The organism is Arthrobacter sp. TmtSoilC51, from assembly GCF_055388015.1.
In genome coordinates this window covers 995,898-1,017,327 of sequence record NZ_AP035877.1, presented here as the reverse complement: position 1 = coordinate 1,017,327, position 21,430 = coordinate 995,898, and the positions used below count along the sequence as shown (strand labels likewise).

Sequence of the window (21,430 nt, the reverse complement as noted above, 5' to 3'; positions counted from 1 at the left end):
GGAAGGCCCGGACGGCTTGTAGGTTTCGGAGGTCAGTTCCAGCCGGGCAGGTTCAGCTGCTTGGCCTGCTTTTTGACGTCCTCGTCGTAGAGGGCGGCGCCGTCCTTGGCGGAGCGGATACCCGAGCCAACTTCGACCGTGATCTGCTCAAGGGCAGGACCCTTGACAGGGGAAAGGAATTCCAGGGCGGGGCTGTTCTTGGCCTGGTCTTCGAAGAACGGGAGCATGTCCTTCACTGCGTTCGGAACGTCCGAGGGCAACTCACAGTCCTTCACGAGGTACGGGCCGGCTGCCCCCACCGCTGCGGTCTGGGCGTCGCATCCTGCCTTGCTGGCGATGAACGCCTGGAGCTTCTTGGCTTCTTCCAGGTTCTTGGTGGACTTGGGAATGTACGTGCCACCAGGCATCCACACGGTCAGCTTGTTCTTGGACGCGTCATCGCCCGGAAGCGGGAACAGCCCGAGGTCGTTCAGCTTCTCCGGATACGTCACCTTGATGTTGGCCAACGCGAAGCTCAGGATGGGGTACTGCGCTCCCTCGCCGTTGACCAGCTTTTCCTGCGCTTGCTGGTACGTGGTGGAGGCGAAGTCCTCGTTGAACAGTCCGGCCTTGCCTGCCTCTTCAAGGTGTTCGAAGCCCTTGATCGCGGCAGGATTCGTGGCGTACTTGGCCTTGTTGGCGGTGTAGTCCGCGGGGAAGTTGGGTTCCGCAGTGACAACGTTGGCGAAGTCGCCCAGGACGAAGAGCTGGGAAGTCCAGGTGGTCTGGTAGGACTGGATGATCGGCGCGATTCCGGCGGCCTTGATCTTCCGGCTGTTCTCCATGAATTGGTCCCAGGTCTTGGGAACGGACAGGCCCAGCTTCTCGTAGACCTTCTTGTTGTAGAGAACGGCGCCAGCCATGCCAGTGCTGAACGGAACGCCATAAACGTCGCTACCGGATGTCACCACAGGTTTGAAGGATTCCGTGACGTTGGAGAGGTAAGACTCATTGGTGATGGGCTGCAGGTTCTGCCCAGGGTTGATCTGCTGCAGAAGCGAGCCCGTGTTGTAGTTGAAGACGTCGGCCATGTCTCCTGTGGACAGCCGGGTCTTGACGATGTTGTCGCCGTCACCGCCCTGCGGACGGGTTTCAACCTCCACCTTGATGCCTGGGTTTGCGGCCGTGAATTCTTCCGCGACCTTCTCCGCCGCCGACACGGTGTTCTCAGCGTTGTCCACCAGCCAGGTGATGGTTTTCTCGCTTCCACCACCGCTGCTGCCCGCACTGCAACCGGTCAGAGCCAGCGCCAAGACTGTCACTCCCCCAGCCAGAGCGGCCCAGCGCTGCTTGCTCATTGCGGCCATCTTTACCTCCTCGTAAAGCCACAAGCCCCTTAGCTTGTGGAACGTTTCAAAGCGGACCTGCACATCTCGCATCCGGCCCTGTGTGTATTTGTGTAGATCGGTCTACGTTTGTCTACTGTAAGTCATGTCACAGCCCTTGCCAAGAGTTTTTCGTAGATCAATCTACAATTACGGAAGAAGGCAATGGAGGGAAGCCAAATGACCGAGCAGCTGAAACGCGCAACCATCAGCGACGTTGCTGAGCAAGCCGGCGTTTCGCGGGCCGCCGTGTCCAAGGTCCTGCGCAACGCGTACGGTGTCAGCCCCGCCATGCGGGCCAAGGTAGAGGAGACCATGGCCCTCCTGAACTACCGGCCGCTAGCTCTTGCCCGGGGCATGCGCGGCAACAGCTACACTTTGGGCGTCTTCTTGGTGGACCTCTCCAATACGTTCTTTTCCGTCCTGGTTGAGGGCGTCCGCGACGTCGCCGAGGAACTTGGGTACCAAGTTCTCATCGGCCAGGCGCGGCATGGCCTTGATGCCCAAAAGAAGCTCATCGAAGCCATGGTGGACCGCCGCATGGATGGTTTGCTGCTGATCGCACCCTTCGGACCCAATGAGGAACTGGAGCGTCTCGGCCGTACCATCCCCGTCGTAGTCCTCGGCCGCCATGGACCCGCAAAGTACTTCGACACCGTGGCAAGCGACGACATCGCGGGCAGCGCAATCATCGTGGATCACCTCGTCTCGCTGGGCCACGAACGGATTTCCATGCTGGCCAACACCCAGCCGGAGAGCGAGCCGGGAATGCCACAAACCGTCCGCCGCCACGGCTACGACCTCGCGATGAAAAAGCATGGCCTTGAGGACTACATTGACCACGTTCCTGGCCGATGGGGCTACGAAAGTGGCTTGGAGGCGGGGCGGTCAATAGCAAACCGACGAATTGCCGAGCGCCCCACTGCGCTCCACGGCGGCGCGGACGTCGCCGCCCTCGGAGCCTTCACAAGCCTGTTCGACGCTGGGATCAATATCCCCGGGGACATCTCCCTGGTGGGCTACGACAATGTGCCGGCCGCGTCGCTCCCGCCCATAGGCCTGACTACAGTCGATCAATCCGGCGTGCAAATGGGCCGCCAGGCGGCGGAACTGCTGCTCTCCAGGATCGAGGGCCGCAGCGAGTCGGAACACATCCTCGTTCCGCCGCGGTTGATCGTCAGGAAGACGACTGCGGAGCCCGCCGGCAGGTAGCACCCCGGCGTGGCATGGACATGTGCACAGTCTCTCGCGGTGCTGGTAGGCACCTGTCCATACCGGGCTGGAGTCGTGTATGTCAGGATCAAAGTTCACATCCTGTTATCCCGGAATGGACCATGAATCTCCCACTTTTCCACGACCCCCTCCAGGGCCGCGTCACCGTCGACGCACCCGTACGTGAACCCAGGATTGGACGCGATGGCGCATTCCGTCCCAACGCCCGGACACGCATTTCTCCCCGCGTAATGCGATCATCCACCCACGACGCACAGTCGACGCGGAACGCAAGGCAGCGCGAGGTGGCCAAGGTCGCCGAAGAAATCCAGGCATTGATCGCCAGGGCGGGCATCCAGTCCTGAGCAGAAGAGCATCCGAGCATTGGTCGCGGCCTCCGGACGCCCGAGCTGACGCGTGACATGAGCCGTTAATCGCGTTCACGAGGACTACCATCCACACCATGACTATCCGCATCGGTACCTCGGGCTGGAGCTACGACCATTGGGAGAACGTGCTCTACCCGCCGGGTCTACCAACATCCAAGCGCCTGGCCCACTACGTTGCGCGCTTCGACACGGTAGAGCTCAACGCGAGTTTTTACCGCTGGCCCCGGGACACGGCATTCAAGAGCTGGCATGACCGCCTGCCTCCAGGATTTGCGATGTCGGTCAAGGCGCCCAGAGGCCTCACGCACGGGAAGAAGCTTTACAGCCCTGAAGTTTGGGTGGAACGGATCACCCGTTGCTGGCATGAACTGGGCGACAAAAGGGCTGTGCTGCTTGTCCAGCTCCCTCCTGATTTTGCGCGCGATGATGCCCGCCTCGATTACTTCCTGGCAGCCCTACCCCACTGGATTCGCGTGGCGGTGGAGTTCCGGCACGATAGCTGGGACCACCCTGACGTATACGCGTTGCTTGAACGCCACGAGTCCGCCTACTGCATCATGAGCGGCGCCAACCTGCCGTGCATCCTCCGCGCCACCGCACCATTCGTTTACGTCCGGCTGCACGGACCGGATACCGAGCACCTCTATGGCGGCTCGTATTCGGAGGAGGATCTTCGCTGGTGGGCGGATCGGATCCGTGAGTGGAGCAGCATGGGCAAGGACGTGTACGCCTATTTCAACAACGACGGCGGAGGTAACGCCGTGCGCAATGCCGAGACTTTGCGGTGGCTGCTTGGGATCGGCTGACTCGCCAAGGGCGAGCCAGCGGGCGGGTCTTAGCCCAGGCGACTTCGCACGATCTCGCTGACGGTCTTGCCGTCGAAGCGTCCTGCAACCTTGGCCGTGACCGGCTTCATGATGGCGCCGATGGAACGCATTGAGAGTTCCTGCCCGTCGGCTTTCAAGTCGGCGATGGCTTCGTCGACGATGCCTTCCACTTCTTCGCGGCTTAGCGGCTTGGGGAGGTACGCCTCGATAATCTCAGCCTCCGCGACTTCGGCGGCTGCCCTGTCTGTTTCCCCGGCTTCGGTGTAGATGCGCGCGGTATCCCGGCGTTTTGCAGCTTCCTTTTGGAGCAGTGAAGTAACTTGCGCATCGTCCAACTCGATGGGCGTTTTGCCCGACTTTTCGCGCGTGCTGATCTCACCCAGGACGTTCCGCACGGTGGTGAGCGCTGTCTTGTTGCCCGCCTTCATGTGGCCAACGACGTCTGCTTTGAGGCGGTCTTTCAGTGACATTGTGCTCCTTGTTTGGGGTTCCTACTTGTCATCGTAGTCAGTCCTCCAAGTCGACGCTGGCCGGAACGAGGGTCCGGAAATTTCCCTTGCGGAGCATTTAGTAAGCATGCTTAGCTTATTGTGCCGCTGGAATTCCTTGAAGGAACCGGTTGGCTCACCGATCGCACCGAGGAGCCTTAGCGCTACATGGGAGGGACAACCATGCATCTAAACGAACGGGAGCGCAGGGCGCTGCAGCAACTCGAGCTAGTTCTTCGTTTCCAGGCCCGCATCCGTTGATGGGGCTGGAGGGAGTTCGGGAGGAATCGGCCTGGCAAGCTCCTTCTCTGTTGGGCCGCTGACCACAACCTGCGCGGGGCTGTGCAGGAGGTATCCGTTGAGCCAGGAAAACAGTGCACGGACTTTTTGCTGGACCCCTGACAACAGGGCCAAGTGAACCAAGAGCCAGGACAAGAAAGCGAAAAGGCCCTGCAACTGGATTCGTTTGCGACCAAGTTCTGCCACGGCAGCACCGCGTCCGACCATCGCCATATAGCCCTTGTCGACGTAGCGGAAGGGAGTAGGGCTACCTCCCGTAAGCTGCGCGAGGATGTTGGCAGCTGCCCATTTTCCGGCCTGTTGGGCCACGGAGCCGAGCTGGGGCAACTTCGCGCCAGTGGAATCGGTGATGTTGGCAGCATCGCCGATGACGTACACACCATCCACATCCGGGGCGGTCAGGTCTGGACGAACATCCACACGCCCACCTTTGCCCTGCGTCAGCCCCGAAGTGCTGATGAGGTCTCCGGCTTTCAACCCGCCGGCCCAGACAACGATCTGCGCGGGGACGAAGCTCCCATCAGCCAACGCCACGCCATCGCTGCGTACCTCGGTAACGCCCACCCCCATATGCAACTGGACGCCCACCTTCCGAAGACGTTCGGTGGCGTACCGCTTGGACTTCGTGGAAAACATGTTCAACACGCTGGGAACCATGTCCACCAAGTGCACGCGGCAGCGGGCAGCAAGCTCGGCCGAGAAGTATTTGCGCACCATATATTTGACGTTTTCAGCCATGGCTCCGGCCGTCTCCACACCAGTGGGACCTCCTCCGACCACGACGACATCCACAAGACCGTCAGAGGTTCTATCTGCCTGATCAAGCAGCCGGGTAATGGCGGTGCCCAGCCTGGTGGCGTCCGTAACGGAGTACAGCGGGAAAGCATGTTGCTCGGCACCTGGGGTGTTGAAGAAGTTGGGAACGGCACCTACCGCGATGACCAGGATCTCCGCCCGCAAACTCACGCCATCGGAGGTGGTGACTGACCGTTGCGAAGCATCAATGGAGGCAACACTCGCCGTCAGGACTTTGACGGTCTTGTAGCGGCGAAAAACGGAGCGCAGCGGGCGCGTAATGGCTGAAACCCCGATCTGGGAAGTAGCCAATTGATAAAGGAGCGGCTGGAACTGGTGGTAGTTGTTCGAGTCGATCAACAGGACGCGTACGCCCTTCCGGCCTAGTTTTTTGGCTGCCGCAACGCCTGCAAAGCCGGCACCCACCACGATGACTTGGTATGTGTCCTCCATGCGAGCAACTTACTTCACCGTGAGTCCGGGCAACAGGGCTTGACAGTCTTCACCTGTCGATAAGATTCGACGCCGGGTGGCCGCCAGCGCTGCACGGAAGGTCGCCGTCGTGCGTTTAGTCTTTGGTCCCCATGGGTACGCAGTGGGTAGTGTTCTGCATTTGGCAAGGACCAGGGGAGGGAGTGGGTTTCCTTGAACGACGACGAGCCGGCAGAGGCAATGCAACTGACAGAGGCAGTGCAGGAGGCCGGGGCTGTTGAGCTGCTGCTGGTCCGGCACGGAGAGAGCGAAGGGAACGTGGCTGCGACGGAGGCCCGCATGGCGCGCGCCGAGGTTATCGACGTCCCCGCCAGGGACCCGGACGTCAACCTCTCCGGCACCGGCCAGGATCAGGCCAAAGCGTTGGGAACTGCGCTGGCCCGGATCGCCGAGGAGTTGCTCCCGGACACCGTGGTCTCCTCCCCCTATGCACGTGCCGTTCAGACGGCGGAAATCGCCGTTCAAGCAGCTGGCTGGCCTGTGAAAGTCCATACGGACGAGCGCCTGCGGGACCGCGAATTGGGCATTTTGGACAGGCTGACCCGCATAGGCGTGGAGACGCGCTACCCCGACGAAGCTGAACGGCGCCTGTGGCTGGGCAAGCTGTATTACCGGCCACCGGGAGGTGAATCCTGGGCTGACGTCGCTCTTCGCCTGCGATCCGTCTTGGACGAGCTCAACAACCTGGGAATGGGACACCGCGTGATGCTCGTTTGCCATGACGCGGTGATCCTGCTGGTCCGATACGTCCTGGAGGGGATGTCCGAGCGGGAGATCCTGGACCTCGCCGCCAGTACAACGGTGCTGAACGCATCGATTACCCGCTATGTGCGCCCGTCTGGTGCAGGACCGTGGACGCTCGAGAGCTTCAACGTGGCCCACCATCTCACCGAACAGGGCGTCACGGTTACCGAGCATGCCGGAGATGCCAGTGTCCACCCACAGTGATTCCGACGGCACCACCGGCCCCACGCAAGTGACGCCATCGCTTCTGCGCGATTGGCCGCTGCCTGCTCCTGGCGAAGATAAATACTCCCGCGGCGCTGTACTGATCATCGGCGGTGCGCGGACCACTCCAGGCGCCACCGTCCTTGCCGGCATCGCCGCCCTCCGCGCGGGCGCCGGAAAGATGACGTTGGCTGTCGCCGAGTCCGTGGCCGTGCAGGTGGGAGTAGCCTTCCCGGAGTGTGGCGCGGTGGGCTTGCCTGAGACCGCTGGCGGGTCCCTGACCGGCGAGGGCCTGGACCTCATCTCAACGTACTTGGAACGGGCAAACGCCGTTTTGGTCGGGCCCGGCCTGGATGACCCGGACCTTGCCGCGGAATTGCTCACGAGGTTGCTGGAGCGGGAGGAGCTCCGAGGTGGCCCAGAGCGGCCAGAAGGGCCTGCGATCGTCATCGACGCCTACGCCCTCGCCGGACTGATGAAACTAAAGGACAGGCTGGAGCCTTGGAAGGGCCGGCTGATCCTCACGCCTAATCCGACCGAGGCAGCAATCCTGCTGGGACGGGACGCAAACCACTTGGAAACAGACGTAGCCGCCCTCTCCGAACAATACGGCGCAGTGGTGAGCTGCCAGGGCGTGATCGCGCGGCCACCTGGGGAAGCACCTGAGGAACCGGAACTATGGAAGATCACCACCGGGTACGGAGGCCTGGGTACGTCGGGCAGCGGAGACGTACTGGCCGGTGCCATCACCGGTCTCCGGGCGCGTGGAACCAGCGGCGCACAGGCTGCCTGCTGGGGAACACACCTCCACGCCGCCGCAGCGGACCGCTTGGCCAGCAAGCTGGGCCCGCTCGGGTTCCTTGCCCGCGAACTCGCCGACGAATTGCCCGCCCTGATGCTGGAACTGAACACCTGAGCCATTCCGCGGGCAAGTACCTATGCGGGTTTCAGGAGTTCATGCTCCACAACTGCACTGCGGGAGAGCGTCTTGTACCCCTCCTGTTCGAACAGGACGGTGATGACATCGTCCTCATGCCTCATCACCAGGCCCGGACCCCATTCCTTGTGCATCACGGCGGACTGCACCGGGAATGGATCGCTTTCTCCAGCACGCTGTTCATCTGCGTCACGCTCTTCATCTGCGCTGTGAAAAGCATCGCTGGCTTTGGAAGCATCGGCGCATGCATCACAATTGCCGCACGGCTTGGAAAGTTCTTCACCGAAGTAGCCCATCAGGAACTGCCGACGGCAGCCATCCGTCTCCGCGTATGCGCGCATCATCGTGAGCCGGGACTGGTCAACGCGCTGGCGGGCTTCGGCCAGTTCGACGGCGCGGGCCACCAGGGCCGGCAGCTTGGCTTTGGACGCCAGGCGGATGCCGCGCTTACCCGTGGTGACGGCGCCTGCTTCCTCCAGCTGGTTGACGAGCCCAGTGAGGCGACGGACAGGGAATCCCGTCAACTCCGCGAGCGCGCCCTTGGGGGCAGGAGCGCCTGCGGCTTTTAGGATCTTCAGGACTGCCAGGAGCGAATCCGGGTCAGGTGAATGCGTGCCGAAGAACTTCCGCAGGCCAAGATCCTCTTCGCGGTAATGCAGTGTGGCGGTGGCCGGTTTCCCGTCCCGTCCGGAACGGCCGATTTCCTGGTAATAGGCATCCAGTGATTCCGGAATGTCGGCATGGACGACGAACCGCACATTGGGTTTGTTGATACCCATGCCGAAAGCGGTTGTGGCAACCACGACGTCGAGCTCATCGTCCAGAAACTGCTCATGGATGCGCTCCCGGTCAGCATCCGACCGGCCCGCGTGGTAGGCCTCGGCGCGGAGCCCTTCCTTTACGAGTTTGGCGGCGTACTTTTCCGTGTCCTTACGGGTGGCGGCGTACAGGAGCCCCCGTTCTCCTCCCTTGGCCAGCGCGGCAACCTGCTCCAGGACGGCTTTTCGCTTACCTTTGTCCTCTTGGTGGCGGACCACGTCAAGGCTTATGTTGGGCCGGTCAAAGCCACGGACCAGGACCAGCGGATCCTTCATGCCCAGCCGTTCCAGAATCTCATCGCGCACCGGAGGTGAGGCCGTGGCGGTAAGGGCTGCCACCGGAGGGTTTCCCAATCTTTCACGGACATTTCCCAGATCAAGGTAATCGGGGCGGAAGTCATGACCCCATGAGGAGACGCAGTGGGCCTCATCAACCACGAACAGGGTGATGTGCATCTTGGCTATCCGGTCCACGGTCTCCTTTTTGGCCAACTGTTCGGGGGCCAGAAACACGAAAGTCGCTTTGCCGGACTCAGCTGCTTCCCAGGCGTCCTCCACTTCCGAGTCACTATGGGAGGAATTGATCGCGACGGCCACGCCGTCACCCAGCTGCCCGTTCAGTCCGTCCAGCTGGTCTTCCTGCAGGGCGATCAACGGAGAAACCACGACGGCGGGGCGTCCCGTTTGGTTGTAAAGGTACTTGGCTGCCACTTGGTAGGTGGCTGATTTACCGTACCCAGTGGGCATGACGGCCAGGACGTCGCGGCCACCCGCGAGCGCGTTCATGGCTGCGAGCTGGCCCTCGCGGAGCTTTGGCAGGGAAAAGGAAGACGCCGCAAGGGCGCCCAGGGCTGGATCATCGGACATCGGAAAACGGCTCCGCACAGTGGGTGTTGCGGCCGCTTGCTTCAGCCGAGGTAACCAGACTAACGCGAGGTGGGACCCGGCGTCGTGCGCTACTTCCTGCTTGTGGATAACTCTGGAGGCCTACCGAAGGCGTGGACTCATGGCGTCATCCCAAGGCTGGCGGTAGCTTTGGAATACTTTTCCTTCGAAGCGGGTGAGGTACCGGAGGTACCGCTGATGCAGGGCTTGTCTACATCCCTTGTTCTGATCGCCTTACTGGCCGTGGCGGCGCCCCTTGCTGTCCGCTTCCTTGACCGGGCGGTCAAGGTGCCGCTGGTGGTGTTCGAGATCGTCCTCGGAATCCTGCTGGGTCCCAGCGTGTTGGGATGGATCCAATCCACGCAGTTCACGGATACCCTGGCTGATTTCGGGCTGGCGATCCTCTTCTTCGTGGCCGGCAACGAGATCGATTTTTCCGATATCCGGGGCCGTCCCGCCATCCGCGCATCAGCGGGCTGGGTGATCTCGTTGGCAGCGGGCGTTGGCGCGGGCTTTCTCCTGTCCCCCACGCCGGAGGCCGCCGTCATCATCGGCGTGGCGCTGTGTTCCACGGCATTGGGAACATTGCTGCCCATTCTTCGCGATGCCGGTGAATCAAAATCCCCGATGGGTACCGCCGTCACTGCATTGGGTGCAGCTGGCGAGTTTGGTCCGCTGATTGCAATCTCGCTGTTCTTCAGCGGCAGGCAGCTGGGTCCGGCAACGGCGGTGCTTCTCGGATTCGTCTTACTGACCGGCATTGCAATTTTCCTGGCCTCCAGGGCAAGGCACACGCTGTTCCACTCGCAGGTCACCAGGACCCTCCACACCAGCGGGCAGTTCGCCGTCCGCTCCATCATGTTCATCCTCACCGTGCTCGTAGTGCTGAGCATGGTCCTGGGACTGGACATGTTACTGGGTGCATTCGCCGCGGGCGTTCTCTGGAAGGTGGCCATAGAGCGTGCTCCCGAACGGGACCGTAAGGTGATCGAGACCAAACTCGACGCCGTCGCGTTCGGCTTTCTGGTGCCCATCTTCTTCATCGATACCGGCATCGATTTTGATCTCGGCGCACTCACGTCCAGCCCGACAGCCCTGGCAATGGTCCCGCTGTTCGTGCTCCTCCTGCTGATCGTCCGGGGCCTGCCGTCGATGCTTGCTGCCCCACCGAGGTCCACTTTCGCCGAGAAACGGGCGATCATGCTTTTCGGGGCCACCGGCCTGCCGATTATCGTTGCCGTCACAGCCATTGGCAGGGATCAGGGGTTCATTTCAAGCGGAATCTCGTCAGCACTCGTTGGGGCCGGCATGCTCTCTGTGCTCCTGTTTCCGCTGCTGGCGCTTCGGCAGGGCCAGCGTGAACGTCAAGGCAGAACACCAGTGCCGCAGGAGGAAGTCCCTGAGGACAGGGACGTTTAGTCATTGCGGCCGCCGCAGTCACGATCATCATCTTGGCCGTCATCGTTCGCGTGGTCATTTTCCACGACAGATAGAGTTATCTGTCGTAGAATATGAACATGAAGCGCCAAAGTCACCTAGTCGAGCGCCTTCCGCGCGGCCTCTTCAGCATCTCCGAGGCCGCAAAGCACGGGGTCTCTCACGCGAGCCTGTACCGAATGCGCGACGCGGGCCTGGTTGAGAGGATCGGCTCCGGGCTGTACATCGCCGGAACGGGCATTGAGGCCGATATCGACCTGCTTGAAGCATCCCGAAAGGCTCCCCTGGCCACGATCTGCCTGACCAGCGCCCTCGCCCGGCATGGGCTCATCGACGAAATCCCGTCCCGCATCGATTTGGCCTTGCCCCGCGGCAAGACCCCTCCGCAACTCTCGGCCCAAGTCACCTGGCATATCTTCGACAAGGCGACCTTCGACGTCGGCCGTTCAAGCATCGCGGTCGAAGGGGAAGATGAGGCGAGAATCGGTATCTACTCGCCTGAACGCTCGATCGTCGACGCCTTTCGCCTTCGCGCAAGCGCCGGCTACGAAACCGGAATCGAAGCGCTTCGTAACTGGCTCAAGCGCCCAGAGTCACAACCCGCACGCCTCATGGATATCGCCTCGTCGGTCCCTCGTTCCAAGCGGCCACTCCGCCAGGCAATGGAGGTCCTCCTGTGACGGCAGGCAGCCGGTCCATTTACCTCCGGCTGCAGAAAGGCGCACGAGAGCGTAGGCGACCCTCTGACGAGATCTTCACGCTTTACGGGCTGGAGCGCTTCCTGGCGCGTCTGGCAGACACACCGTTTGCGGATGACTTCTGCCTCAAAGGTGGCGTCCTGCTGTCCGCACACGCGCTGCGCCGCCCGACCCGTGACATTGACATGCAGGCACTCGATTTCCGACTCGACGTCGATCACGTCACCGAAGTGGTGAAAATGATGTGCGACGTCGTCGTCGACGACGGCCTGGTCTTCGACCACCGAGAAGACCGTCACCATGCTCCAGCGCGGCACCACGAGCACCCGGTGGCGGGACCTGCTGGACGTGGCAGTTCTGTCCGACCGATTCGAGTTCGATGCCGCAGACGTCAGACAAGCAACGGTACAGGTGGCCAAGCACCGCGGTATCGAACTCGGTCCGCTCCGAGCCCTTATGGCCAGCTACGGTGCGACCGGGCAAGCGAAATGGGCTGCATGGCGCAGGAAGCTCAAAGTGGAAGATATGTGCGAGCAGAACCTTGACGCGCAGGTTGAGCGTGTGCTCAGGTTCATTGAGCCGGTGTTCGACGGTTCCGCAGAAGACCATCACCGGTGGAGCCCCGACGGGCGTTCATGGTCATAGACTGCGGTGATGGCCGACGCCGAAAGGGCCAGCGGCAATATACCCGCAGCTCAAAGCCAAGCTAAGAGCCCCCTGTCGGATTCGAACCGACGACCCCCGCTTTACAAGAGCGGGTATCCCCGAAGATCCCGGTGCTGCCCGATACCGGCCTATATCCAGCGATTTTGCGACTGTTGATGCCGAAATTTTACCCGCGCATTCCCGCTAGTTCCCGTTCAAAGCGTGTCGTAAACGTGTCGCGTGCTCTTAGAAGAAAGCGGGCCACGGGCATGCAGTACGGCCACGAAGCGCGGACTGACAGATGGACCTGGTGAGCCCCACGAGGAATCACCGACAACAGGCTGTAGGACTAGGTCCAAAATCAGGCGTAAAGGCGCTGCCAGCAGCCGGGCTCCGAAGTGTCCGAGCGCCTTACGGCCAGTGAAACCACCAGCCGATCTCGGTATCCTCGTCCTGGAATCGTCCAACTCTCTGGCTAACGGCAATTATGGCTAGTGAATCAGCGGAAGTTGGCCGCAATCGTGTGACCTCCGAAGTATGAAGGATAATCTATGGCGGGCGATGTAGGAGCACAAGTGGACCCACGCTATCGAGCTGAACAGCTAGAATTTCTCGGCATAGTGCCGCTCCCGTCCGGTCGGTGGGGACGTAAGTGAGGGGCACATGAGTAGCGATCGATCGGGAATCAGCGAGCCACCGGTGCCGGGAAGTGCCGAAGGGCTGTGGAACGGGCGTCGGAGGCGTCTGCAGGCGGCACTAGCTCAACGGGATGAATTGTTTGCTGACATGTACCGCCGGGCCATTGACGCACTAGGGGAGGAGCCGTTGACGCGCGGTTCCTTGGTGATTGCCGGTCACTGCATTCGCGATCTGGTCAACGGACTTCCCGATGTGCTAACCGATGTCGAGTCCGTTCCGGCATACAGCGACCTATCTGCTCCGGCACGCGCACTCTCCGAAGCATGGACACTTCATGAAGATTTGCTGGGACCGCCCGTCAGTGACACGGACCATGCCAGGGAAGGTCAGCCTGGCCCGGAATCGCGTGTGACTATTCCAAGCATCGTCTTCGGTGCAGCCCGTCGCGTCGTCGAAGCCAGTCGAGCGGCAAGCCTAAACAGACGTCGACGGCATAGCGCACTGGTGCTTGGACGGATTGAGGTACGGCAGGATCCAACGGTCAATGTGTTTCGGGACAGTGTCGCCGTTTTCGAACGTTTGCGGCACCCTCAGCGAGGCCGGGATGTAAAGGTGGCGAAAGAAACCGGACCCATGCTGGTACGAGCTCTGGGGACCATCGAGGGCGCGCTGGAAGCTCGCATGGGCCGTTTCTTTATGACTGTTGAGGACCTGATGGATGTGCTCGAGGCCGCCAACGCCCGTGATCTAGGAGATGAGAAATGACCACCGACCCGATGGCTGGCTGGCGCGAGCCAGACGAGGACCTTATCCAGAACGCGCTAGCACGTATAGGTGACCGACAGCATCGACGCGTCTTCTTCGAACGACTGCAGAACCCGCGATGGGTAGAGGCCCTGAATGCCCGCCATGTCTTCGATTCACCTCCAGATACGACAGACCCCTCCTTAAGGGAGAATTGGATGCCATGGCCCGAAGGTGAATACCTAGTGCGGATGGCGCCTTTGGCACCCGCCACGGTGCTGCCGATTCTAGTCCGGATCTCAGAGAGCGATAATCCGTACGTACATGGGTTAATTCTTCAGGCGGCGCAGAGCCTCTGCGCGCCAGAAGTCCAGGCTCTCGTTCCAGCAGTCGAGCGCTATCTCGCTCAAGGAACATTGCGGAACAACGAAGAAGTCGTTCGGCTGATTGAGAATTTGGCGAACGAGGGTTTGCGCAGGCCTGCTGTCCGCATCGCCCAGGCGGCGTTCCGTCCACGGGAGGCTGCCCCCGATGACGGTGACCGGCGCCGGCGGCGAAGCGTTGGAGCGGGCCTTGATCGCTACTGGTACGAGCAACTGCTTCCGCGTGCCGTCGCCGCCTTGCATACCGTCCTAGGCGATAGAGCACTTACGACAGTGGCAGCCTGGCTTGAGGCGTTTCAGGTGGCGTCCGGCGAATATTACGCCGAATCCAATAGCGATCTCAGTTATATCTGGCGTCCAGCCATTGGGGACCACTCACAGAACAATCGTTTTCACGAACTCGGGGATTCTCTCGTGGAGGCGGTTCGAGACCGTGCACTCGCAGACATCAGGAATGGACGGGCAGCCAGTGACGTCATCCGGGCTTTGGAACGAAGTGGACAACCGCTTCTCGTCCGAATCGCCCTTCACGTACTGGCCGCTACGGCGGCCAATTACCAACTTGCGCGTACTGAGGGCACGACACGGCTCATGGAGAAGCGCCTCCTCGAGCCTGAGTACCGCCATGAATACGCGGAGCTCGCGCGCTCAATACTCCCTCTTCTTGAGCCAACGGAGCAGGAGCGTTGGGAGGCGCTGGTTTTGGACGGGCCCCCACTGACGCAAGGCGTGATAGAAGAGCGCGTTGCGCGCCACTTGAAGTCGGATGAGGAACTTGAGGTAGCAGTAGCGAGATACCGAGAGATATGGCAGCTCAACCTGCTGAGCGCTGTCAGTTCGCCCAGCCTTCCACGTTCAGCGGCTCTTCGCTTGGATGAATTGATCGATAGGCATGGCGAGCCCACTCACCCTGAGTTCACCAGCTACATGTCCTCTTGGTCGGGCCCGAATAGTCCTTTTGCTCAAGAGGATCTCGTCGAGAAGAGCGTGCAGGAAATGCACAACCTTCTAGCGAATTGGAAACCGGAGACTCCTGATGAATGGGGGCCGTCGAAGGAAGGACTCTCAAGGGCTCTCCAGCCTGCCGTCACAGCTCGCGCCCAGGACTTCTCTGCGGCGGCGCCCCGCTTTGCAAACCTAGATCCGACGTTCGTGCGTGCCATCTTCTCGGGGCTTTCAGATGCAGTTAGGGCCGGCACTCACATCGACTGGGACCAGGCGATACATGCAGCCCTAAGCGTGACACTGCATCCCGATGATGGCACCGACTCTGGTGTCGGCATAGAGGAGGACGTGGTCTGGCGGTACGCACAGAGGGCTGCCGCTTCACTCTTGGAAGCTGGAGCCTCATCAGAAGCTGAGAATGTCATCCCTGCCGAATTATTGGAGAGAAGCATCGAAGCACTTTCCCCGCTCATCACGCATGCGGACCCTACGCCTGAACATGAAGAACAATATGGCGGCACGAATATGGATCCGTTAACGCTGTCCCTCAACACCACCCGTCCCTCTGCAGTGCGAGCGATTGCACGCTTGGCAAGCAGAGCACGAAGCTATCTGGAGTCCGAGCCCGGTGATCGGGAGCCTCTACTGCGCGCAATTCGCTCAGCCCTACAGCTGCTCGAAACCAGACTGGTGCCACGTCGGGACCCAAGCCTCGCATGCGCCGCAGCCTTCGGTGAGGAGCTGGGGCGGCTCATCTGGATTGACCGCAGCTGGGTTCAAATCCACTCACCGCATCTACTTACACAAGACCCATTCGGGGATGTCGTGCTATCGACAGCTCTCGCGACCTACAGACCGTCGCGAAACCTCTTGGACGTTATTGCGTCCGCTGCGCGAGGTATAACGGATCGCGTAGCGGCCGGGAACGTCGCTGTATCTGGTTGGAGAACTGACCGCTCCCCCGTCGAGCTCGTTGGAGATCACCTCGTGATGCTTCGTGTTCAAGGTGCTTTAGACGCCGACGACCCGCTACTGACACATTTTTTTGCGTGGGCTCCCGTCGCATCACGTGCACGAGTCCTAGGTCACCTGGGTTGGTTGCTGATGCACACCGACGATGCGCCGGCAGACATCATAGAACGCGCAAGAGCTTTGTGGGAGAGCAGGGCTGCCGCCGCAAACAACGCCGAAACGACCAATGCCGAACTAGTCGAGTTCTATTGGTGGATTCGCTCGGGAAAGTTTGAGCCGTCTTGGTGGTTGCCCCACCTGAAACAGGCCTCCTCGGCCGGTGGTTTCGACTCAAATGGGATGCTCGGTGAGGCGCTTGAGGAGGCGGCGTCCAGCGCGCCGGGACTAGCCGCAGAGATTCTTGAGCAGCTTCTGACAGTCCGAGATCAGCCGTTCCAACGGTATGACTTGGTGGAGCATGCTCCGGCGATCATCGCTGCGGCGCTTGAAAGCGACCACCTTTCTACAGTCGAAACAGGACAGCGAATCATGGACTCACTTGGTCGGGGCGGCCACCTTCGCATAATTGAATTGGTTGAGCAAAGGCGCAGCATCGGGGGCCCGACTGGCTGAGGCGTAATCCCCGTCAAGCAGCCTAGAGTCAGAAGGCGGTCTGTGCTTGCACCAAACCACACCCGCCGTCCGTTCAAATGGCCTCACGTCCACTCCGGCGCGCCTGACGTGGGCACATCCACTATCAGGCGATGTTCCTCACGGGAGTGTTGCCCTTGTTGTTGAAGTTGGCCCATCACATCCGGGGCTCTGGGCATGACGTTAGGGTTGAGGAGTCGATCGATAAGCAGGGATCTGAGGTCTTGAATGTGTCCAGACAAGTGGGAAGCTGCAGAACCTACGAAACTGCAGAGCGAAAATCAGGTTAAGGGGCGGTACGGCGAGTTGCTGGCAGCGTTCGCATTCCCGCAGCACTGGGTGATACGCCCGATCCCGGACGACTTCGGGCTGGACTTAGAGCTGGAGTTCTTTCACGAGATTGAGCGCGGCACCGAGACGAAGACTGGAAAGCCGGGGCAACGGCGGTATCAAACTTGGGGCGAGCATCTCTACTTGCAGGTTAAGACAACCGATCGTTTGCAGAGTGGTCACCCTGAAAAAACAGGATCCGACGGAGGAATAGTCAAGTTCCTCATGGACACTGAAGACCTGAGGCTCGTTGATGCGATGGGTTCAAGTGTTCCCGTGGTTCTTCTAGTCGTCGACAGGCCCAGCGGCGAGATTTTCTACCTCTGCTTGAACGACTACACCCGGTCCCTGGACGCGAGCCAGACACAATGGCGAGGGCAGGGGGCAGTAACTGTCCAGATCCCGTCTGAAAACTGCTTGCCGCTTTCGGGCGACATAGATGAGGCGGGTTGGCACTGGGGGTACTTCACTCGGTTGGCGAGGCGAGGAAAGCTATATAGCGCCTACAACCTGATTCACCATAGTTGGAAAGAGGTAGAGATCGCTCTCCAAGACTTCGTCGGCTCCGATCTAGACTCCACAGGCGGCGTTAGGAACTTCGCGGACTGTGCTATTGCCTTTCTTCGCACCCTGCGGGGGTATCTGGCACCGATCCAACGGTTAGACATCTGGCGCCCAACTGAGTATGACAAAAATTCTCTACTCATCTATTGGGAGGACGTGGAGGAACTAGATCGTTGGTCCGAAGACCTGCTCGCCGAGATACCGGCTATGTTTCCACCCGACGATCTGGGGGAAGGAGCCTGGGAACGGGCAGTTGAACTCGAGAGACATATCGTCTTCCAAACCACAAGGTTCGAACGTTTGACTTTGATGGGCCGCACTGAGGCGGGGTTGGGTCATTCAGCCCGTACACCAGCACACGCTGACGAAACCAGCTAAAAATGCGATGTGTATGGCGCTCGCTCCTTGGCTGAGTCCGGCTCACCTTGGCCACACTCCTTGTGAAACAGATCAGCTCCATAATCTTCCTCAAGATGCGGTGACCCACTTCCGTAGTTCAAGAACTGATTCGTAATTGTTTGCCGTCCCCTGTCGGGTTCGCAAGTGTGAACGACGGAACGACGAAACTCAGAGGGATCCACATGATCAGCCGGAAAATACGCTGTTCCTTAAGCAGAAACATGCGTAGTTTCCGGGGTACGGCCCTGCGAGCCTAGCTAGGGCGATTTAGGGCTTTTCCCAGCTCCGCTTCCGCTGTAGGAATCCCCGAAACGCCCCAAGCGGGGATCGGGCCGCCCCCGCCCGCTTCTAGCCTCAAAATCTCTTGTACGGCCTCGAACATGTCTGACCCTCATGCGCAAGCGATCCGGTGTCCCTTGGACAGGCCATTGGCTTGGCGCATTCACTTCTTCTGTGTGCGGCTGCGCCGCGGATGTGGCAGCTCTTGCCCGTGGGTTCACTGGGGTGGTTGGTCGTGGTCCTGTTGGAGGGGTCTCTGACCTGGGGTTGCGCCTGCGGCGGGCCCCTAACACGCCTGCGGCGGGCAGTGGGTGCCACTTGGGTGGTGGGTGTTGTGGTTGTGGCGGGGTTTGGCCTGCGGCGCGGTTGGTGCTGGCGGAGTTTGGGTGAGTGTGTGTTGGTGGGTGGTGCCTGCGGCGCGGAGAGTTGGCGGTTGCGTGACTCGTGATGGTGGCCGGTCTAGTGGACGGATTGTTTCGTATCGTGCTCTGTCGTGGACGTTCTGACGGAGGCAATCCTCCTCGCCCTGGCCAACCCCCTGCGGGGAGCGCATGCCGTCCATACAGATGCCACGTCGTGAACATTCTGTCCACGTAGCGCCGGCCGCAGACTCAGTGAAACATTGCGTGAACCATCCCGGACGACAACCCGGTCACGGCCCGCCGCAGGCGCATACACCGCCGCACCTTGTACGGACGGAAGAACCCACCCGCCCGGGGCGCAGCCCCCGCCAACGAAGAGCAACGCGACGATGAACCACTGGCAGGCGAAGCCGGAAAAACGCAGACGCGGCGCAGCAGACACCACGACAAAGGCCGCGCAGCGGCCAGGGAAACAAGAAGAACAACACGCCGGAAGACGAGACGACAACGAAACGGGCCGTGCGCAGCGCGCGAGCAGCCGGCCACACGCCAGTAAACACAAAGAAGAAACACAACGGGAGAAACGAAACGGAAGACAGGACGGTCAACGAATCGGGAAAAGCGAAGGGGCGAGGGGCGCAGCCCCGAGTCCTCTTAATGCCCAACCGTCAGCCGCCGCAGAATTTTTCGTCGACCGGCACCCGCGGCTACCGCCGGCCCAACGGAACACTCATTGGGTATCTGACGATGCTCTTGCTGGACATCGCGTCAACACCAACCCTCGCTTCGTCGACGTCAGGGGCGGCCAATGCCTGCACCATATGAGAGCATTCAGAGTTCTTCGCGCTAGGCACATACGGAAATTCATACTCCATCTCGTCTCGTTGGACCTTAAGGACTAATGAGACGCCAGGATGAGACAGGGTGCATGAGACACCCCTGGACAGTCAGCGGGCAAGAATTCAAGAGACGGGACCGATCCCGCTTAACTAGAGTTTGTGAGACGCCGGTCAATCCACCTCGACGTTCGGTGAACCAACCAATTCCCCGATCGCCCTCGCCCAGAAGGAGGCCGCGAAGTGCAGACAAGGGCAGTCAGTCAGCCGGCGATGTCATCCTATTTGTGAATCGGCGCACTACATCCGCGACGGCGTTCCGCTCCCATTCCGGCGAGTTCAGGACAATGTCTCGAAGTTGGAGGTGCAGGTCCAAGGGGAGCGAAGGATTGTCATATCGCCAGGATCGCAACAACTCAACGATGTCATAACCAAGAGCGTCCGCATTCTCCAACATGATGAGTTCTTTGAGCGTGATCAATGCAACCGAAGCACAAAAGTCCGCTGAGTATCCTTGCTCCCTCAGAAGCTCCTGGGTTCGACGTCGGACAGGTATGGTCCAGGGCAACCCCGTCTCACCCGTCACAACCAACGGGATGTAGACGTTAGGCTCGTCCCTTTGGCCCGGGTGCTTTTTTGATTCCTCCTCGAGCAAGGTCATAGTCGAGAACAATTGCTTTGCTTTGCGGCCGGTTAGGACTTTGTCCAGCTCCCCGTCCAGTGCAGCGACAGTGGCATTCGCGAACACAACTGGTCTCGGCATCGCCCTGTCAGTGGCTTCAATCAGCAGCCACGTCCGTCCTGAACGCACCGCAAAATCACACATGTTGGGTCTGTCCTTCCGGCCTGCCGCCAACCTCTTCCACAGTTGGTCCTCGTCAAGAACCGCTAGCCGCTTCTTAAAAAAGACTCTTCGTAGGGCCGCGCCCGTCTCATACTCCAGTATGTCGGTGGTGCACTGGTGAAACGCTTCTTCTCGCTTCCGGTCGACTTTTCTGAGGTATTGCCGGACATCCCAGAATGTTGCTTCGCTCAGAGCGCGCTGCATCAAGAAGTTTGGGCTGAGCACCAGCAGTTCGCCCGAATCCAGGCGAACGAGGGGGAACTGCCGAAATGCGTCGAACTCAAATCTGGATGATCCAGGACTCACGGCGTCGTCGCGGATCCGCTCACGGAGCTCTGCCAATGCAGTTGAGGTCGCCGCCACGAAATGGTCAGTTGCTTCCACCGGCAGATTGAGAGTTGCGAAGAATTCGTCGGGGAACCTCACAAAACCGTGAATCGCAGCCTGCGTGTAGGTGCAAAACGCAACGCTCGCAAAGTCATCCAGTTCGATTCCGGTTGCCTCTTCAAAAAGTTGGTGGGGTTCACCCCCTACGGTCTGGACCGACTGTGTCCGCTTCGGCCAATCGCGAAACCACGTCCTTTCAAACCAGACCAACTGACGGCCGACCCAAAGGGTCCGGTTGAAGTGAAGGTTGGCGATGATCTCGCTGGCCAACGAAACAGTCAGACCGCCCCAGCTGGCCTCTCCCGGGCCCGTTGGCCAAACGTCGTTGTCGTCTGCGATACCGAGCAGGCAGATAACTAGACGATCAAGGCCTTCTTCATCGTCAAGCACGGGCCCGTCAGGGCAGTGCAGTAGGGCTTCTTTCGCTGCGAGCAAGAGCATTTGCCGGGCAAACAAGGCAACTCCGAACGTCGAACCAATCTCGAGGTGATTCCGCAGCTTGGTGTTCTGCACTCGAGCGGCCCAGCGCCGGTCGACTTCCGAAGCAGCGGTGTCCGCAAAGGTGCCGTGAATTTCAATATCTGTGAGGATCTGAGAGATCAGGGACAGCGCTTGTCCGACTGGCATGGTCTTCCAGAAAGCAATACGAATCTCTTCCGATGCTGTTTCGCCTAAGAGTTCGGAGGCCATCGCATACGTCGCCATGCCCGGGATACGCACGGGGAATGGCGAAGCGGGCTGTTCTGGAGGTGACATACGCTCAGCTTAGGTTCACCAACAACAATCCGGGCAGCTGTGCTCAAACTTCAAGTCGTCGTAACCAGGATGCTCCGGTGGTGTTATCCCACATCCGTTCGTTCGAAGGCGCGCCGCACGCAGTG

General features: G+C 60.4%; 16 protein-coding genes, 1 tRNA gene and 1 pseudogene. 12 read left to right on the top strand and 6 right to left on the bottom strand.

Annotated elements, in window-relative coordinates:
* Positions 1–32 precede the first annotated feature (32 nt).
* Positions 33–1,337 carry an ABC transporter substrate-binding protein gene (locus tag ACZ5G6_RS04840; RefSeq protein WP_498689788.1) on the bottom strand — a complete coding sequence of 435 codons (1,305 nt, stop codon included), beginning with the start codon at positions 1,335–1,337 and terminating at the stop codon, positions 33–35.
* A 207-nt stretch (positions 1,338–1,544) separates the two neighbouring features.
* Here ACZ5G6_RS04840 and ACZ5G6_RS04835 point away from each other — a divergent pair, with 207 nt between their 5' ends.
* The 3 genes from ACZ5G6_RS04835 to ACZ5G6_RS04825 all read left to right on the top strand — a co-directional run bounded on the left by ACZ5G6_RS04835 (position 1,545) and on the right by ACZ5G6_RS04825 (position 3,771).
* Entirely contained in the window at positions 1,545–2,576 is a 1,032-nt protein-coding gene (locus ACZ5G6_RS04835; RefSeq protein WP_223935963.1) for a LacI family DNA-binding transcriptional regulator, read from the top strand.
* Positions 2,577–2,698: 122 nt separating this feature from the next.
* Positions 2,699–2,941 carry a hypothetical protein gene (locus tag ACZ5G6_RS04830; RefSeq protein WP_498689786.1) on the top strand — a complete coding sequence of 81 codons (243 nt, stop codon included), beginning with the start codon at positions 2,699–2,701 and terminating at the stop codon, positions 2,939–2,941.
* Between the two features lie 98 nt (positions 2,942–3,039).
* Positions 3,040–3,771, top strand: coding sequence for a DUF72 domain-containing protein (locus tag ACZ5G6_RS04825; RefSeq protein WP_498689785.1), 732 nt, complete (start codon positions 3,040–3,042; stop codon positions 3,769–3,771).
* A 29-nt stretch (positions 3,772–3,800) separates the two neighbouring features.
* Here ACZ5G6_RS04825 and ACZ5G6_RS04820 read toward each other — a convergent pair whose 3' ends face one another.
* Both ACZ5G6_RS04820 and ACZ5G6_RS04815 read right to left on the bottom strand, forming a co-directional pair.
* The gene (locus ACZ5G6_RS04820) at positions 3,801–4,262 is read right to left on the bottom strand and encodes a GatB/YqeY domain-containing protein (protein WP_498689783.1); all 462 of its coding nucleotides are present in this window, start codon (positions 4,260–4,262) and stop codon (positions 3,801–3,803) included.
* A 246-nt stretch (positions 4,263–4,508) separates the two neighbouring features.
* On the bottom strand, positions 4,509–5,828 hold the full coding sequence (locus ACZ5G6_RS04815; RefSeq protein ID WP_498689781.1) for an NAD(P)/FAD-dependent oxidoreductase: 1,320 nt from the start codon (positions 5,826–5,828) through the stop codon (positions 4,509–4,511).
* A gap of 219 nt (positions 5,829–6,047) precedes the next feature.
* Between ACZ5G6_RS04815 and ACZ5G6_RS04810 the strand changes: the two genes are divergently transcribed.
* Both ACZ5G6_RS04810 and ACZ5G6_RS04805 read left to right on the top strand, forming a co-directional pair.
* A complete protein-coding gene (locus ACZ5G6_RS04810; RefSeq protein WP_498691756.1) occupies positions 6,048–6,815 on the top strand; it encodes a histidine phosphatase family protein in 768 nt (255 codons plus the stop codon).
* A complete protein-coding gene (locus ACZ5G6_RS04805) occupies positions 6,793–7,731 on the top strand; it encodes an NAD(P)H-hydrate dehydratase (protein ID WP_498691753.1) in 939 nt (312 codons plus the stop codon). Before ACZ5G6_RS04810 ends, ACZ5G6_RS04805 begins: the two co-directional genes overlap by 23 nt.
* A 20-nt stretch (positions 7,732–7,751) precedes the next feature.
* On the opposite strand, the gene ACZ5G6_RS04800 is transcribed toward ACZ5G6_RS04805, so the two are convergent.
* A complete protein-coding gene (locus tag ACZ5G6_RS04800; RefSeq protein ID WP_498689779.1) occupies positions 7,752–9,437 on the bottom strand; it encodes a RecQ family ATP-dependent DNA helicase in 1,686 nt (561 codons plus the stop codon).
* Positions 9,438–9,539: 102 nt separating this feature from the next.
* Here ACZ5G6_RS04800 and ACZ5G6_RS04795 point away from each other — a divergent pair, with 102 nt between their 5' ends.
* The 4 genes and pseudogenes from ACZ5G6_RS04795 (at position 9,540) to ACZ5G6_RS04780 (ending at position 12,235) form a co-directional block, all read left to right on the top strand.
* Positions 9,540–10,874, top strand: coding sequence for a cation:proton antiporter (locus ACZ5G6_RS04795; RefSeq protein ID WP_498689775.1), 1,335 nt, complete (start codon positions 9,540–9,542; stop codon positions 10,872–10,874).
* Between the two features lie 98 nt (positions 10,875–10,972).
* The gene (locus ACZ5G6_RS04790; RefSeq protein WP_498689773.1) at positions 10,973–11,572 is read left to right on the top strand and encodes a type IV toxin-antitoxin system AbiEi family antitoxin domain-containing protein; all 600 of its coding nucleotides are present in this window, start codon (positions 10,973–10,975) and stop codon (positions 11,570–11,572) included.
* Positions 11,569–11,838 (top strand): annotated as a pseudogene (locus tag ACZ5G6_RS04785) (nucleotidyl transferase AbiEii/AbiGii toxin family protein); the annotation flags it as partial. The gene ACZ5G6_RS04790 and the pseudogene ACZ5G6_RS04785, both read left to right, overlap by 4 nt.
* A gap of 52 nt (positions 11,839–11,890) precedes the next feature.
* The gene (locus tag ACZ5G6_RS04780) at positions 11,891–12,235 is read left to right on the top strand and encodes a nucleotidyl transferase AbiEii/AbiGii toxin family protein (RefSeq protein WP_498689771.1); all 345 of its coding nucleotides are present in this window, start codon (positions 11,891–11,893) and stop codon (positions 12,233–12,235) included.
* Positions 12,236–12,301: 66 nt separating this feature from the next.
* Here ACZ5G6_RS04780 and ACZ5G6_RS04775 read toward each other — a convergent pair.
* A tRNA-Thr gene (locus ACZ5G6_RS04775) sits at positions 12,302–12,384 on the bottom strand.
* Positions 12,385–12,898: 514 nt separating this feature from the next.
* Here ACZ5G6_RS04775 and ACZ5G6_RS04770 point away from each other — a divergent pair.
* From ACZ5G6_RS04770 to ACZ5G6_RS04760, 3 genes are all read left to right on the top strand, one after another.
* Positions 12,899–13,639 (top strand): hypothetical protein, encoded by a 741-nt coding sequence (locus ACZ5G6_RS04770; RefSeq protein WP_498689768.1) that lies wholly within the window; start codon positions 12,899–12,901, stop codon positions 13,637–13,639.
* The gene (locus tag ACZ5G6_RS04765) at positions 13,636–16,530 is read left to right on the top strand and encodes a hypothetical protein (protein WP_498689766.1); all 2,895 of its coding nucleotides are present in this window, start codon (positions 13,636–13,638) and stop codon (positions 16,528–16,530) included. Before ACZ5G6_RS04770 ends, ACZ5G6_RS04765 begins: the two co-directional genes overlap by 4 nt.
* 246 nt (positions 16,531–16,776) lie before the next feature.
* The gene (locus ACZ5G6_RS04760; RefSeq protein ID WP_498689764.1) at positions 16,777–17,820 is read left to right on the top strand and encodes a DUF4365 domain-containing protein; all 1,044 of its coding nucleotides are present in this window, start codon (positions 16,777–16,779) and stop codon (positions 17,818–17,820) included.
* 1,757 nt (positions 17,821–19,577) lie between these two features.
* Here ACZ5G6_RS04760 and ACZ5G6_RS04755 read toward each other — a convergent pair.
* Entirely contained in the window at positions 19,578–21,305 is a 1,728-nt protein-coding gene (locus ACZ5G6_RS04755) for a hypothetical protein (protein WP_498689762.1), read from the bottom strand.
* Positions 21,306–21,430: the final 125 nt, after the last annotated feature.